Here is a 13398-nt window from a genome sequence, read left to right on the forward strand (position 1 = left end):
GGGACGGTTCTTATTGGTAGATGGCGTCGCTGTATTCTGCGACTGTCAGAGATACCGTGTTATCAGTGTTTGGTTTGATGCTGTTCACAGTCCATAGCTGACTATCCAGCTCTTCGACTGTCGCTATGAGATAGCGCGACGGTAGCTGCACAGTGTCACCGTTCCATATGTTGAGCTGAATGTTAGGAATAGCCGCGGTGAACCCGTACTTTGTATCGCTGCGGGCCGTAGCCGGATAGCGCAGCGTCGGGTTACCCAGGCTGTCTGTCACCAGCACATACATCGAGCCGGCAAACGTGATCGGCTCGCTGGTATCGAAGTTATTCCCGGAGCGGCCGGTGACGTAACCACCCTGCTGGTTGCTGTCGTAGATGTCTGGCATCTGAATGACGCTACCGACCTGGATAATGCCGTCCTCAAACACTTTGGCGTTCATCTTCACGCGCGAGTAGATCAGGCGTTTGGTTTCGCGTAATGCGCGCTCCCGGGCCTGATACTCGTTACGGAAGCCGACTATCTCCAACTTATTCGGGTTTTCCGCTTCCTGCTCGACGATGGCGCCGTTCAGCACGCGGTAGTTGATGTACGTCTTATTGTTCGTGGTCGGGTGGACGTAGGACACCTGTACGCCGTCGTAGCCGCCAGGAAGTGTGGCCTCGTACGTCATTTTGTAATCGTCCGTCTTCATGTTGGCCCGGTTGAATACGGCCGCCGGGTAATCAACTTTCTGATCTCGGGTGAATGTCAGCACGCCGTCGTCCCAGTACGCCACAACAGACGCCGCATTGCAGATCGCCTGCACACGGTCGCCCAGCGAGTCGTTCTCGTCATCAAACGTGTAGTCGAAGTAACCCAGGCGCTCATCAGGCAGGCTTTCAGCAATAGAGTACAGACCGTACAGGTCGATGCTGCTTACCGGTTGCTCACCCATAATCAACCAAGTATGCGCCACCGCATCAGCGAACGAGCGCGACGGCCGCAGAGTGTAATCCACCTCCTGCGTGTCGAGGTTGTACGTAATGGTATGGCGCGTCACCAGCGCGTTATATTTCCTCTCACGGCTGCCCAGGGCGTTCTCTGTCGCCCTGACTTTTACACGAACCAGCGTGTCGGTCGGGTGAACGACATTCGTACGGATGTTGATGCTGTGGATCTCTTCGACCTTTAGCAGTGATGCGTCGCCGGAGTTATCCGTGCGCTGGAAGCTGACCGCGTACTTCCCGAAGCCGCCGGTCGGCGCGATTTTGTCAGTACGGTAGAACACTTCGCTGGTCGACTGGTGCGGCGTCGTCTGCCTGTACGTGAAGGTCTGCTGTGTGCCGGGAACCTGGTTGTAGTCATCGTCAATTTTCCAGATAACCACTTTCCAGTTCGTTTCCTTTTTGCCGCCCAGGCTGGACTGGGTATGCAGCCACAGCTGCGTCGACTCTACCGGCGAGAAGAACGGGCCTACCACCAGCGCCTCGTTATCGTTGAGGATGAACTTTGTTGTGTTGATGGTCGCATTAGCAGGTATGTCCTGAGGTCCATCAAGTTGGTTCATCGTAAACGTGTACCAGCGCACCGGATTCACCACAGCGCCGTCGTTTGTTTCAACGGCGGAGATCAGCGTGCCGGAGAATGTTGCATCGGTAGTAACGTTGCCGGAGGCGGTGCTGTACGTCACGTTGATGGTGAAGGTAACCGCGTGCGGCAGAACCAGCCCCATGAAATAGTCGAACTCAGCCTGCTTAACGATTTTCATCGCTATCTGGCCGCCGGAATACGTTCCGCTGACAACCGTGTTTGCCGTTGCTGTTTCGATCGGGAAGTCGCTGGCTTCGTTCTGCCCAGGAACTTCCTGACCGTCAACGTCATCGAATCCGTACCCCTCAACGATCTGCGGGATAACTTCGCCAGGCTGGAAGAACTGGAATTCGGCACCGGCCAGTGAACCGAGGCTTGATTCTGAGTAGCGCACGGACTCGTAATCGTATTTGCCGATCCCGATGCACATCCACTCTGTAACGTACTTCAGGCCGCCGTCTGTGGAAGTCTGGTGTACGTATTCGAATACCGACTCCTGAATCAGATCCGGGAGCGAACGAATCTGCCCGTAAATGTCCGGTTTGGCCTTATATACGCGCGCCGTGTTTGTCTGACCGGTCAGGCTATTGTTGGGCGAGTCGACGGTATTACCGCCGTTGTTTGCAATAGCTGGCTTCGGCGCCAGGAAAGAAAATACCTGACCAACCACTTTAAAGATCGGGCTCAGGATGTCATCGACAATGCCCTTTGGCTGGTCGAATATCTGGATGTGGTCCAGTTCGCTCAACTCAAACGCCAGCTCATCCTCGTCGCCCAGCTTTACGCCGTTGCGGACAATTAGCAGGTCGCGGTGGAAAGTAGCGTCATTGGCCGCCAGCCAGTCATAAAAAAGGGTGCCGTTTGGCACCCTGCAACGCAACTTAGGCGTTCCTGGAAAATTCGATATCTCAACCAGCGCCATATTCGAAAAACTCCACTTTGGTGAATGCCCGCTGAATGACCAGCAACGAGTCCATGCGTACGCTTCCGTTCTCGCCGCGCGAATGTAGCGCCTGCCTGTTAAGCACCAGCCCAACGTGTGCCGGTTGCGCGCCTCGGTACCCGACGAATATCCCGCCTTCGATCGGTTTATCGACTTGGCGCCAGAAAACGACGTCACCCTCATAGCAGGTGAAGAAGTCGGCCCCGGCTTCGTAGTCCGGCGTCTGGTGCAGCTCTATACCGAGAACGTGCCGGTAATACAGCACCACCAGCCCCCAGCAATCCACCTTTTCGAACGAACAGGCCCGGTTAGCCCACGGCACGCCGATCATCCTGCTGATAAAATCAGAGGTACTGAAGGCCAGTGTATTCCGTTGGGTCATAGAGCCTTCCGATGTTGTTGTTCAGCGGGTTGGTGACAGACAGAGTTACCGATGCTGCGTCGGCATCGATGTCCACCGTCTTGACGTAAAGCTGCCAGGACTTAATCGGCACAGACACGTCGCCGCTGTCGAAGATCTGCCTAGTGGCTGTGATGGACGTTAGCCGGGCAGCCCCCTTCCACTGCTTCATCAGAGCTTTGATGTCCGACGACAGCCGCCCTAACTTCACCGTCGCGTCGATCACCGGAGTACCGCTCTGCTGGCTCTCTTCGATTTCAAATCGCGCTGGCGTATATGTCTGTCCGCCAAGCGTTTTCGGGAAGAACTGCTTATCGACCAGGCGGACGTAACCAAATGATGGATGGTAGAACGTAATGGTGTCGTACAGTCCGCGCGTCGGCCGCTGCTGCTTATACTCCCTGAAGCTTGGCATTACGGCACCCTCGGTAGTGATTCCGGATCGCGTCCGTCCGGATAACCAGTAACCACGATATCCAGCCACGAATCCCACGGTGGAGGCAGCTCAACAATTACGTCGTCAAACTCGTCGTCGGCGTTGTACAGGTGGTTAGCAATAACGGTTCCCTTCCAGGTCACCACCCCGCCGTCGATACTGGTTTGCACCGGCATCTGCGTGAAGTGAAGTTCCTGGAGTTGCAGTCCACTACCGCCCAGATTGATATTCATCCGAAACCAGTTCAGTCCCCGGTTGAGATAGTTCGGACTGCGTAGCCACTGCTGGAATGCGCGCTCCTGCGCCAGGGTGAAGATCCACGTCAGCGACCAGGTCACTTTCAGGTCGTCGGTTTGGTTCTCAAAGATAGCCGGGCCGACCGCTGGCTGATCGGTCTGGAACCCGGTATCGAGTGTCATATTTTTGCTGGCCTTCTGCGCCAACGGCAGCCAGTCGGGATAGTCGATAATTGGCATCAGCCCTGACCTCTTGGCGTGCGTTTAACGTTCATGTTGCTGGTTATGGCATTACTAATTGGCCCGCCGTTGTTCAGGTCAGCGACGATTAAATCCACAGTCACGCCGCCATTGCCGTCAGAACTGGCCTGCGCATCTATTGATGAACCGTTATAGTTCTGAACATTTAAGACAACGTTGATGCCTCCCCCACCCTGCATATCCTTATTGCTGATCACCTTGCCGTTGTCGCCTGGTATCATGTACTGCTTACCGGTACTGGCCTGGTAAATCTCAGGTTTCCCTCGCTCACCGACCTGATAAAGACCTCCTGCATTCACCGGGCCGCCATTGTAACGCATACCGGTTAAAGCAAGGCCCTGTGCCAGGCCTACCGTTGAAGCAATTCCTGTCATGGCAGGAACTGAGTTGGCCCCAAATGAAGCGAGGCTCGCCATGGCGGCGGCAGGAGCCCAAGCTGTAGCCAAGATTGCAGCCTGAGATGCTCCAGCAGCAGTAGCCGCTGCGCCCAATGTCTGCCCTATAATGAAGTTTTTGAGGGCCTCAACCCCAACCTGGACTAGCGCATTTACCACGCTGTTCAGCATCGTATTCCCGAGCGAACGCATAGCATCCTGCGCTGACATCGTTCCGGTGATCAGGCCGGTTAACGCATTGGATGCATTACCTGAAAACGCATCTACTGCACTTGTCAGCATGCTGTACCCCAGGCTCTGCTGGCTAAGAAGCTCCCATTGTGCAGCGGTTCTTTGCTGCTCATACTGCGTATCGGCAGCATTTTTAAGGGCTAATGCATTCTGGTGAGCTAATAATCCCTGCTGCTCGAACTGTTGGATAAGGGCCAGTTGCTGTGCGTGCTGATTAGCTAATTGCTGCACTGGATCAACCTGTGCAACTGCCTCTTGCTGTGGCGTCACCGCCTGCTGCGCGCGGATTTTTGCGAGGTTTGCCTGGTGTGTTGCCTCCAGTCTCTCAGATGTCTGATTGAACTGCTCCTGACTGATTTTCTTAGCAGCCAGAGCGGTATTCAGATCCTGAACATCCTGCTTATAGCTTGCGTTTTCGCGCGCTTCTGGCAGGAGTTTCTCGGCTGCGGCTTGTGCTTTGAGTGCGTTGACCGTATCCCATTTTGCCGCCGCGTACTGCCCAGCCAGCGCGATCTGTTCTTTAGTGGCTCCTTTTCCAAGAGACTGCTGCGCATTCAGGATCGCCTGCTCGCGACTCAGATTATTGGTTGAGTCGGCAGCGAGCTCTGACTGCTGTTTGAGGTTAGCAAGTTTTTGAGCAATAGAATCAGCTTGGGAGGCGCCTTTCTTTTGCTCTGACTGAAGTGTTTTCTGCGCCTGCGTGTTTTTGAACGTGGCAGCAGCATCGTCCTGCATCTGCTTGGAGTGTGGATCATCCTTAGCAAATCCTGCATCTTCGGCAGCGTATTGCGCCTGCAACCGCGCGCGGGCCTCGCCCTGGAGCTTAGACAGTGCCAGATTGCGTTCTGACTGCTTTATAAGGTTCTTCTGCCCTGAGGTAAGATTGTCGACCTCTTTTTTCATTCCGGAGAGATTGATCTGGGCCTCGCCAGCTACTCGAACGAGTTCCGTCAGCGGGCCAAGGAACGTCCTTATTGCATCAGCACCTGACTTTGTCGAACTCGCTGTGCTCTGAAGTTCAAGGACGAGCCTTTGTAGTGCTTCAGGCGTTGGATTGTTCGCCACATCAGAGAGTTGCTTGCTTAGCTCGAATGCGCGCTGCTCAGACACGCCAAATTTATCCGCAAGCGTGGTTACTGTGTTCTGGATCGCGTTGGCGTTAACGGTAAACCTTGCCCCGGCGTTCCTTGCTTGCTCCATGGCTGCCGAGTATGTGCCAGCTGTTGCCCCGACTGTAGAAAGGTTTTTGTTGAATTCATCGATGGAGGCAATACCACCAACGAAAGAAGTCTTCAACTTGTCGGTGAATCCAACGATAGAACTGGAAGCATCGTTGATGGATTTAGGGATCTTCGCTATGGCAGCGTTGTACTCAATCATTGCCTGATTTCTCAGGATGGTTGCTGCCTCGGCGTTTGTTCTTGCCAGGTTCGCGTACTTATCAGACAGAGCGGCCACGCCATTTTGGGAAATGGTGATCACCTTATCCATCGCTTCGGCTGCATCTTTCAGCGCGTCCATGGCGTTCTTTCCACCATTAAGCGATGTAATCAGCACGCCAGCGATGACAGAACTCAACGCGATCACTGCGCCAACAACCGCGCCGCCCGGACCAAACGCGCCAGCGAGTTGCGAGCCCTGCTGGGCGAACGCCACCAGAGCAGACTGTCCGCCCTGGACCTGTACGATGAAGTCCTGAACCTGGTAACCGGCCTGTTGCATACTGGTTTTCCAGTTGCCAGTTCCCTTTGCGCCATTTTCAACGCCAGTCTTCATGTCATACAGGCGACCAGTAAGCTCGCCGATCTTCTGCTTTTCTTCGTCGGTGGCTTTCGACCCTGCACGCAACTGTGCAGCCAGGACTGCGGCACTGCGCGCGCCATTCTCTTGCGCCTCGTCAAGCACCGCCAGCTGGTTGCCAAGCGCCTCGATGATGGATTCTGCACGGCTGAATTCGCTGCTCGCACCGCCGGTACCGCTGCGGGCCTCTTCCATTGCGCGGGCAATTCCGCTCACGTTGGTATTCAGCTTGCGGAGTTGGTTATCCATGGAATTGGCATAACCAGCCAGTTCAGTAAACGCGGATCCAGTTTGAGACGTACTCTGGTCGAGGTTATCCATCCCCTTTCCAGATTGCTGGGCCGCAGCATCCAGTTTATCCAGAGCATCAATGGCCTGTTTGCCGCCTTGTAACAGCGGCTCAACGTCGGCGCTGATTTCATAAACGATGCTACCGGCGTTCTTCTCACCTGCCATGTTATTCTCCGGTTATTGCTTTGCTTTTGCCCTGCGCGCGGCCTGTTTAGCCAGGTATTCGTCGGCGATGCTGTCGTATTCATCGCGAGTGAATCCCTTCTGGTCCGGGTATTTCGCCGCCAGAAGCATTTGAAATTCGGTCATCGTTAACTGAGAGGCTTCGGCGCGGTTCATGCCGAAGTGGCTGCGCGCCGCGCTGATGTAATCGAATGCTTTAAACTCTGTAGTGCGCTCTCCTGTTTCATGGCGCTGCAACTGGCGAACCTTGGCTTTTCCGACAATGCCGTGCTGCATGAGGTGCTGCGCCAGCACGATGATGTCGTTCTTTGGTAATCTTCCCGGTCGGTATACGACGCAGTGCCGCCACCCTTTCCACTCGCCTATCATTGGCGTCAAGTCGTCATCGCAGCAGGATTGCAGCACCAGCATGCACGTTGATAAAAGTTTCTCAGCGGCGCGGTTGAAAGAAGGAGACAGCCATTCAGGAAAGCGCCCCAGCGTGCCAGCGCACACCTCAATGAGATGTGCAACGTCATTGCCGTGTATGGTGGCGTACGCCTGCACAATCTCTTCCGGCGTGCCGATCCTCGTCATGGCCTCGAATGAAGGCCTCAGCAGGTAATCTCTCCCGCCTTCGCGGCTGTCGCTGATTGATAGTTCGCCAATATCGGTTAAAGCGGTCATAGGCCTTCCAGTAAACGGTCATTATCAAGGGCAGCACGCCGCCCTTTGGAATGTCCGTTAGGTAACGGTAACCGTATGCACGGCCACAAAGTTGCCGTCTTCGGTATTGATGATGATCTGCGCGCTGCCGGTGGCGACACGCGTCACGGTAACGGTGTTGCCGGAGGCGGTGGCCGTTGCTTTGGTCGCATCGGTAGTCGCTACAGTGAAGTCTTTGTTGGTTGCGCCGGTTGGTGCGATGTTCACCGTGAAAGTACTGGTGCCGCCTGCCGTGCCGGTGCTGGTAGCCGGAGTTACCGTTACGCCAGTCACTGCTACAGCAGTCAGTTCGTTCACTTCGATGGTGGTTGCATCGCCGACTTTGAACTCGGTGGAGAACGTGACGATGTCATTGGTGCCGCCGTCAGAGCTCAGCGCCGTGATGTTCATGTAGCCGACGAATTCGACCGGGCCGTAGTCCATGCGCACCCAGATCCCAGGCTGGCGCTTGGCCTTCAGTTCATCAGCGAAATACTTGATGAATTTGCCGACGCCGTACTGATCCAGCTTGTCCTTCTTACGTACCTCGCCTTCAAAGCTTAGCGTGAAGTCACTGTTGGTGATGATGGTCTCGACATAGCCGCCGCCGTCATCCGCATCAGAGGTAACCGAGTTCGGGTTGAAGTCGAAGCCCTTCGACGTACCAGCGGCCAGCGCCATCCACTCAGATTCAAGTGGCTTGACGTCCGGGCAGCCATCGGCGACTTCCAGCACGACCGCACCGCCGAACAGGCGCTCGTTCGAGTTCTGGCAATTAGCCATGTGAAACTCCTCTTTGACGTATAAAAGAAAGCCCGCCGAAGCGGGTTATTTGGTTGGGGATGGCTATTCGCCGTAAGTGCAGGCGAACTGGAGTCGGAAGACTATTCGCCCTTCTTCTGTGAGCACCGGCGCGGGGATTGCGCCCATGTTCTGGATGTAGCCGACGCACTCGTCAGCCATGGGGTTGGCCTGGACGTAATCGACGATGCGCTGCACGGCATTGAGTGCGTCTTTGCGCTTATCTTTTGCGCCTACGACGTCGACCAGGACGTGATACTCAGAGCCGAGATCAGTCCGAATATTCGACCCGCCGTTAGGCCTGAACACCATGATCGCCTTCGACAGGTCTCCCGGGTCGTCGTACATCAGCTGCTGCACCGTGAAACCGGTAGTTAGCCCGGCGTCGCCGAACATGTTGCGCACCCGCTCGTGCATCATGGGTGTCATAGCGAAAGCTCCTTGCGCATCACCGCATCAACGTTATCGCGCTCGTCATTCGCGCCTTTGGTCAGGAATTGCGGCTCACCATGCGGATCCCAGTAGTTGCCCTTTCCGGTGCCGCCGCCGAACTCTTTCGGTTTCTGCGGACCGAACTCAGATCGGTTGCTGGTTATACCGAAGTGCGCGCGCGGCTGGCCTTTCAGTTTGCCTGACGCTTCATGCACGTACGCGGCATAGTTGGCCGAGTAACCGACTCTTCCGGTGATGAGCACGCCGCCAGCATCGATTTCCCGAAACTGACTGTTAATCAGCGTTGAGGTGTCGATCGGGGTGTAATATGCCGCCCGAGTGCCGATAAGCATCATCGCCGACTGCAACGCGCGAATTACCTTACGGCCCTTAACGTCGTTGATGACATCATTCAGGTGCTTCTTCGCCTGGCTGATGCCCTTAACTTTTATGCCCATGGCTACACCCCCGTCAGGATGGCGTAATCATCCGCCAGGCGCTCAAACGTGTCTGCGTATCGTATAACCTGCCTCACCTCGTCGGCACCGGCGACAACCGGGTCAGCTTCTGTCGATACGCCAATCAGCAGGTAATCACCCGCAGCCGCCAGCGCGAACTCCGTCCAGACGGTGTTCTTCACGACAATCTCAGCGCCCAGGCTGGCTAACTTCTTGCTGAGCCCGCCCTCGTAATCACAGAGTATTTGCTCAGGCTCGGCATAGCCCAGCGGATCGCCGTATTCGTCATTACCTTCCAGCTTTCGCCAGATGGTCGCCGTGGCGGTGTAGCTCCAGTTTGCTGTTGCCGACATCAACCCTCCTTCCACCTCAGCACCTTCGCGCCAGTCGCCCGGATGTGCGGGCAGTTGATGTGCCACTCGCCATCTGATTTGACGTAGCCGGTAGTCTCACGCCCGGTGTCGGTCATTACCCAGACGCGGGTGAACGAGCGCGGTAGACCGTGCTTAACTGATTTGTACGTCATCAGCAGCCACCGACCACATCAAAGAAACCGACACTGTTACCCGCGCTGATTGGCAACTCACCGGTGCAACCACTGGTATCAAGCCGGGCCAGCGAGTCGCGCAACCAGGTAATGCTGTCATCGCCATATTCAAACGATCGGGACGCGCCGGACGGCGCACCCTGCGATTTGATACGGCGCGCGCCGGACGACGTAGCCATAAGCGCGGCGGCGTACATCAGGATCAGCTTCGCGGTGCACTCGTCATACTCCGCGCCATCGAGGCACGGGATAATCTTGTTCACCACGCAGAGAATCGGCTCCAGCAGCGCGCCCGGGATGGAGTAACCCAATTCACCGAGGAACGCCTGCACGTCTGCCGCTTTGATTGGGTCAGCCATGGTTATTTCGCCTTCTTGATAGCTTCTGCCAGTGCTGCTTCGGCCTCATCAGCACGTTTTGTTTCTGCTGCCAGCGCGTCGGCGTGAGCCTTGTCTTTTGCTTCACCATCGGCGATTAGCTTTTGGTTCTGCTCCAGCGCGTCGGCGAGTTGCTTTTGCAGGCCAGAAAGGTCTGCCGCCTGCGCGGACGGAGTTGCCACTTCAAAGGAAAGCTTCTCGCCTTTCTTCTTGTCGGTTCCCTTCGCCTTGCCAGCGCTGATCCAACGCTCAGCAGTTGCGTCGTCAACATCCACCACCGAACCAACCTCCAGTTTGCGGAGGTTGGCACCGGCGTGCAGGTTACTTGCCACGATTTCTACCAGTGCCATGATTTATCCTTAGCTTGATGCGTGAATGACGGAGTATTTGTTGTTGATGTCCTGCTTGACCATCAGCCCCATTGCACCCCAGGTGCGCCAGATGTAGTCGCTGTTGTACTCCGGGCGGGGAGATGCAACGGTACCGATAGCCTGGCCGACGATCGGAGCGATAACGCCAGCGCCCAGTGGCACGATGACGATTTCGTTACCTGACAGCTGGCTGTCTTCTTTAATCGCCGCAACACCGGTCAGCTTCAGGATTTCATCCATGATCGTGCCGGACTGGAAGTTGTCGGAGAAATAGCGCTCCAGGTTGGAGATGATTTCGCCGGATACGTACCAGGTTTGCTCTGCATACTGGTTGTTTACGCGACGCATCTGATCACGCAGCGCGATTGCCCCGGCGCGGATAGCCTGAGACGTTGCGGTACCAGAGGTGAAGTCGATGTTAAGGCCGGAAGCGCCAAGGTCGATCTGCGCTACACGCTCATCGTCACGCAGCCCTTTCCAGGTCAGGCCGTCGAATACTGCGAAGTTGCCAGCCTTATCGCGGAAGCCGTTGAAAATGTAGTCAACGTAACGACGCTGAACGTCTTCAACGGAGCCACGCTGAGCATCGGACTGCGACTGCAATGCCTGTGGGCTGTTGAAGATTGGATCACGCCATTCGAACTTAAAGCCCGAGTCGTGGATAGGCACCATAGTTCCATCGAAGGAATAGCTGCGGGCATCGAGTGCCGCACCGACCTGTCCGGACATGGATGTATGAGCCCAGCCGCGACCGCCGGTACGCGCGTAATCGTAACGGGATTGTTCGATGCGAACTGAGCGGGAAAGCGGCATCAGATCGTTCAGCAGGGTGAACTCTGTATTCGGCTCAAACTGCTGAAGTACCGTTGTGTCGAAAGCGCGGTACAGGCGGCGGATATCGTCGACAGCGTTCACCGCGTCGAGATAAGGTGCGTTTTCTGCATCACCACGGAACTGAGTGCGCGCCAGAAAATCAGCTGCTGCCTGAGAACTGGCGTTTCGCTCAAGTTCGAGGGCGCGCCATTGCGCCTGGTTCACCGCGAGGTTACCGGTCTTCTCGCCGATAGACTTGGAGAATACAAACATTCAGTGCTCCTTATTTGAACACAACGCGAATCAGATCGCCCGCCACCGCAGTGACTGCTTTATCTTCTTCGACATAAGCGAATACAGCGGCATCGTCTGCAACCGCAGTTATCTGACCGTTGGCTACTGCAACCGGCTGGCCTTTGGTGTAGGTGCCCGCTGCTGCTCGCACGTTTAGGAACATGCCAGGTAGCGGATGAATACCAACAACCAATTCATTGGCTGGGATTGCGTCATCAACACTCAGGCAGCGCAGGTAGTCTTTGTTTGCCACATACTTGATGGCGGATTCTGCCCCGGACACAGAGGCCGTGAACTTGTCAGCAGTACTGAAGAACCCAACAGTACCAGGCAGAGTCGATGCTGCTGCCCCGCCTTCACGGTTAAGTAGCGGATTAGGGAACACGCCGCCGGCGTGGATAATATGCTTTCCGTCTTTAGCCATTTTTTACTCCGGCATTTCGCTGACTGATTGGGTGTTAGTAGCCTGATGGCGGAATGCACCGTTCAGACCAAAAGATGTCTGGCACTTGGCATACATGGCGTCGAGCGCCTTACCGTCCAGATCTGCGACTTCTTCATCGCTCATGTTCATCGCTAGCTTCACAGCCGCGCGCTTTTCGCCCTTCTCTTTGTCAGAGTTGGCATTGAGCTGGCTGTTAATGGCAGTAACTTGCTCAGTGAGGAGTTTTGCCCAGGCCGGCATGTCTTCGCTGTTGGTGGTTTGCTCTTTAGCCTTCTTGTCATCCGCTTCTTTCTTCTCGCGGGCGGCCTTTTCTTCAGGCGTTTCTGTTTTAGCTGCCTTTTCGGCGGCCATCTGGTTGTATGCGTCCATCAGCTCGGCATCGGACTTGCCTTCAGTCGGCTTACCAGCGGCTTGTAGCGCATTGATAATCAGTTCTTTCATCGGATCGTTCTCTCCGTTGGTTTTAATCTCGTACTCAGGTTGTTTGCGCACGACTTCTACAGGTTCGCCGACGAATTGGGCCTTGCCGTCATCGTCGATGATGTACTTCTGTTTGAAATAACGGGAATCATCCCGGTATACGAAGGTGTCAGGCCATACCGACTCTGGCCAAAGCCAGTTGTCATCAGATCGACCATCTCGCAGCTTTTCACTGATTGCGCGCTGGATGTCGTCGAAGGAAAAGTTGGAGGCGTTGGTGAAGAAAAATTTGGTTTTGTTAATCAGACCGTCGCGAGTGCAGTCGATACCATCAGCCAGGCGGGCAACTTCGATCTGCTGCTCATTGCCTTCAGAGTTAACGAAGATGCCAACGCCCTCCTCCGGCGTTCCGGCACCTGGCTCATCAAGCAGAACCGCCACATGGTCAAACATCATGTTTGTGGCGATCTCGTTGTACTTCTTGCCCTTCGATTCGCCGTTGGCGGCGATTCCGGAATACAGAAGACCGGTTGAGATGTGGATCGGGTCGGAGTTGGTGCCAGCCAGCATCTCATCCAGGCGGTTGATCAGACGCTTGCCCTTGTCGCTCGACTCGGCGTACTGGCGGTTAACGTACATGTCGCCCATCACCTTCCCGTCTTTGTGGCTGACGTTCTGTAGCCAGGCGCCGACGTGGTACTCGTTCACCGCCCGGACATCTCGCGCCGACACATGCTTGCCGTCCACTTTAGGGTGGCCCAGCGGCATCGGGTTACGCTCAAGCGTGTTGTAGGCCTTTTCGATTTCTGCTGCCGGGTACAACTTCCGGTTCATCACAATATCGTCCACGACAGGCGTGATGCCGCGAACCACGATATGTGGCTTGCCGTCGATGGTTTCAGTGGTGATGTTTGAAGCGGAGTTGACGACGGTCAGCACGTTAACGCGGTTGCGTTTCATGCTGGGTCCTCGTTGGTGGATTTCAGGCAATAAAAAACCCAGCGCTATGGCTGG

Annotated in this window: 16 protein-coding genes; all 16 read right to left on the reverse strand. The window is 55.6% G+C overall.

The window, feature by feature from the left end; genetic code table 11:
* Positions 1–10 precede the first annotated feature (10 nt).
* The 16 genes from ACJTMZ_RS03575 to ACJTMZ_RS03650 all read right to left on the reverse strand — a co-directional run bounded on the left by ACJTMZ_RS03575 (position 11) and on the right by ACJTMZ_RS03650 (position 13344).
* The gene (locus ACJTMZ_RS03575; RefSeq protein ID WP_408626837.1) at positions 11–2488 is read right to left on the reverse strand and encodes a host specificity factor TipJ family phage tail protein; all 2478 of its coding nucleotides are present in this window, start codon (positions 2486–2488) and stop codon (positions 11–13) included.
* Positions 2475–2891 (reverse strand): NlpC/P60 family protein, encoded by a 417-nt coding sequence (locus tag ACJTMZ_RS03580; RefSeq protein WP_408626838.1) that lies wholly within the window; start codon positions 2889–2891, stop codon positions 2475–2477. The genes ACJTMZ_RS03575 and ACJTMZ_RS03580 overlap by 14 nt, the downstream gene beginning before the upstream one ends.
* Positions 2854–3324: a hypothetical protein gene (locus ACJTMZ_RS03585; protein ID WP_408626839.1), complete on the reverse strand. Its 471-nt coding sequence runs from the start codon at positions 3322–3324 to the stop codon at positions 2854–2856. The genes ACJTMZ_RS03580 and ACJTMZ_RS03585 overlap by 38 nt, the downstream gene beginning before the upstream one ends.
* The gene (locus ACJTMZ_RS03590) at positions 3324–3821 is read right to left on the reverse strand and encodes a hypothetical protein (protein WP_408626840.1); all 498 of its coding nucleotides are present in this window, start codon (positions 3819–3821) and stop codon (positions 3324–3326) included. Before ACJTMZ_RS03590 ends, ACJTMZ_RS03585 begins: the two co-directional genes overlap by 1 nt.
* A complete protein-coding gene (locus ACJTMZ_RS03595; RefSeq protein ID WP_408626841.1) occupies positions 3821–6724 on the reverse strand; it encodes a tail protein (tape measure) in 2904 nt (967 codons plus the stop codon). The genes ACJTMZ_RS03590 and ACJTMZ_RS03595 overlap by 1 nt, the downstream gene beginning before the upstream one ends.
* A 12-nt stretch (positions 6725–6736) precedes the next feature.
* Entirely contained in the window at positions 6737–7408 is a 672-nt protein-coding gene (locus ACJTMZ_RS03600; protein WP_047746696.1) for a DUF6246 family protein, read from the reverse strand.
* 57 nt (positions 7409–7465) lie between these two features.
* Positions 7466–8209 carry a phage tail tube protein gene (locus ACJTMZ_RS03605; RefSeq protein ID WP_039273340.1) on the reverse strand — a complete coding sequence of 248 codons (744 nt, stop codon included), beginning with the start codon at positions 8207–8209 and terminating at the stop codon, positions 7466–7468.
* A 63-nt stretch (positions 8210–8272) separates the two neighbouring features.
* Complete coding sequence (locus ACJTMZ_RS03610; protein ID WP_032608745.1) at positions 8273–8656, reverse strand: hypothetical protein; 384 nt, start codon at positions 8654–8656, stop codon at positions 8273–8275.
* Positions 8653–9117 carry a hypothetical protein gene (locus tag ACJTMZ_RS03615; protein ID WP_063155784.1) on the reverse strand — a complete coding sequence of 155 codons (465 nt, stop codon included), beginning with the start codon at positions 9115–9117 and terminating at the stop codon, positions 8653–8655. The genes ACJTMZ_RS03610 and ACJTMZ_RS03615 overlap by 4 nt, the downstream gene beginning before the upstream one ends.
* 2 nt (positions 9118–9119) lie before the next feature.
* Entirely contained in the window at positions 9120–9470 is a 351-nt protein-coding gene (locus ACJTMZ_RS03620) for a hypothetical protein (protein WP_063930866.1), read from the reverse strand.
* Complete coding sequence (locus tag ACJTMZ_RS03625) at positions 9470–9643, reverse strand: hypothetical protein (RefSeq protein ID WP_408626842.1); 174 nt, start codon at positions 9641–9643, stop codon at positions 9470–9472. The genes ACJTMZ_RS03620 and ACJTMZ_RS03625 overlap by 1 nt, the downstream gene beginning before the upstream one ends.
* Positions 9643–10023, reverse strand: coding sequence for a hypothetical protein (locus ACJTMZ_RS03630; RefSeq protein ID WP_408626843.1), 381 nt, complete (start codon positions 10021–10023; stop codon positions 9643–9645). Before ACJTMZ_RS03630 ends, ACJTMZ_RS03625 begins: the two co-directional genes overlap by 1 nt.
* Positions 10024–10025: 2 nt before the next feature.
* Entirely contained in the window at positions 10026–10391 is a 366-nt protein-coding gene (locus tag ACJTMZ_RS03635) for a hypothetical protein (RefSeq protein WP_408626844.1), read from the reverse strand.
* Between the two features lie 9 nt (positions 10392–10400).
* Positions 10401–11498 (reverse strand): major capsid protein, encoded by a 1098-nt coding sequence (locus ACJTMZ_RS03640; RefSeq protein WP_408626845.1) that lies wholly within the window; start codon positions 11496–11498, stop codon positions 10401–10403.
* 10 nt (positions 11499–11508) lie between these two features.
* Positions 11509–11943: a hypothetical protein gene (locus ACJTMZ_RS03645; RefSeq protein WP_325953827.1), complete on the reverse strand. Its 435-nt coding sequence runs from the start codon at positions 11941–11943 to the stop codon at positions 11509–11511.
* A gap of 3 nt (positions 11944–11946) precedes the next feature.
* Positions 11947–13344 (reverse strand): DUF2213 domain-containing protein, encoded by a 1398-nt coding sequence (locus ACJTMZ_RS03650; protein ID WP_408626846.1) that lies wholly within the window; start codon positions 13342–13344, stop codon positions 11947–11949.
* Between the last annotated feature and the right edge of the window lie 54 nt (positions 13345–13398).

Source organism: Enterobacter sp. DN, from assembly GCF_046054285.1.
GTDB lineage: Bacteria > Pseudomonadota > Gammaproteobacteria > Enterobacterales > Enterobacteriaceae > Enterobacter > Enterobacter hormaechei_C.

Coding starts and splice junctions, on each gene's coding strand:
- ACJTMZ_RS03575 (WP_408626837.1), bottom strand. CDS start 2,488: ATGGCGCTGGTTGAGATATCGAATTTTCCAGGAACGCCTAAGTTGCGT.
- ACJTMZ_RS03580 (WP_408626838.1), bottom strand. CDS start 2,891: ATGACCCAACGGAATACACTGGCCTTCAGTACCTCTGATTTTATCAGC.
- ACJTMZ_RS03585 (WP_408626839.1), bottom strand. CDS start 3,324: ATGCCAAGCTTCAGGGAGTATAAGCAGCAGCGGCCGACGCGCGGACTG.
- ACJTMZ_RS03590 (WP_408626840.1), bottom strand. CDS start 3,821: ATGCCAATTATCGACTATCCCGACTGGCTGCCGTTGGCGCAGAAGGCC.
- ACJTMZ_RS03595 (WP_408626841.1), bottom strand. CDS start 6,724: ATGGCAGGTGAGAAGAACGCCGGTAGCATCGTTTATGAAATCAGCGCC.
- ACJTMZ_RS03600 (WP_047746696.1), bottom strand. CDS start 7,408: ATGACCGCTTTAACCGATATTGGCGAACTATCAATCAGCGACAGCCGC.
- ACJTMZ_RS03605 (WP_039273340.1), bottom strand. CDS start 8,209: ATGGCTAATTGCCAGAACTCGAACGAGCGCCTGTTCGGCGGTGCGGTC.
- ACJTMZ_RS03610 (WP_032608745.1), bottom strand. CDS start 8,656: ATGACACCCATGATGCACGAGCGGGTGCGCAACATGTTCGGCGACGCC.
- ACJTMZ_RS03615 (WP_063155784.1), bottom strand. CDS start 9,117: ATGGGCATAAAAGTTAAGGGCATCAGCCAGGCGAAGAAGCACCTGAAT.
- ACJTMZ_RS03620 (WP_063930866.1), bottom strand. CDS start 9,470: ATGTCGGCAACAGCAAACTGGAGCTACACCGCCACGGCGACCATCTGG.
- ACJTMZ_RS03625 (WP_408626842.1), bottom strand. CDS start 9,643: ATGACGTACAAATCAGTTAAGCACGGTCTACCGCGCTCGTTCACCCGC.
- ACJTMZ_RS03630 (WP_408626843.1), bottom strand. CDS start 10,023: ATGGCTGACCCAATCAAAGCGGCAGACGTGCAGGCGTTCCTCGGTGAA.
- ACJTMZ_RS03635 (WP_408626844.1), bottom strand. CDS start 10,391: ATGGCACTGGTAGAAATCGTGGCAAGTAACCTGCACGCCGGTGCCAAC.
- ACJTMZ_RS03640 (WP_408626845.1), bottom strand. CDS start 11,498: ATGTTTGTATTCTCCAAGTCTATCGGCGAGAAGACCGGTAACCTCGCG.
- ACJTMZ_RS03645 (WP_325953827.1), bottom strand. CDS start 11,943: ATGGCTAAAGACGGAAAGCATATTATCCACGCCGGCGGCGTGTTCCCT.
- ACJTMZ_RS03650 (WP_408626846.1), bottom strand. CDS start 13,344: ATGAAACGCAACCGCGTTAACGTGCTGACCGTCGTCAACTCCGCTTCA.